The organism is Affinundibacterium flavidum (genome assembly GCF_014284175.1).
GTDB lineage: Bacteria > Pseudomonadota > Gammaproteobacteria > Burkholderiales > Burkholderiaceae_D > Undibacterium > Undibacterium flavidum.
Map to the genome: position 1 here is coordinate 1 of NZ_JACOGA010000088.1, position 240 is coordinate 240.

At 41.2% G+C, this 240-nt stretch carries 1 pseudogene; it reads right to left on the reverse strand.

The annotated features are described in order from the left end of the window. A pseudogene (locus H8K55_RS21650) lies at window positions 1-190 on the reverse strand (hypothetical protein); the annotation flags it as partial. Window positions 191-240: the final 50 nt, after the last annotated feature.

Here is a 240-nt window from a genome sequence, read left to right on the forward strand (position 1 = left end):
CTTGTTTGCCGAGCCAAATACTCAATTCCTTGAATCCTTGCTGGTTATTTTGAATCACTTTATGGCGAAATTTTCCAGTTGTGAGGCGTAAAGTGCAATCCAATTTAATCTTTGCAACATCAATTCCTAAATAAAACTCCTGCATACAAATCCTCTGATAATCTACCTTGTGAATACGGGCTGCCAGCATGCTGGGCCAAAGATACTGTCCGATTTTTAGACGAGGGGTGAGCAACTGGT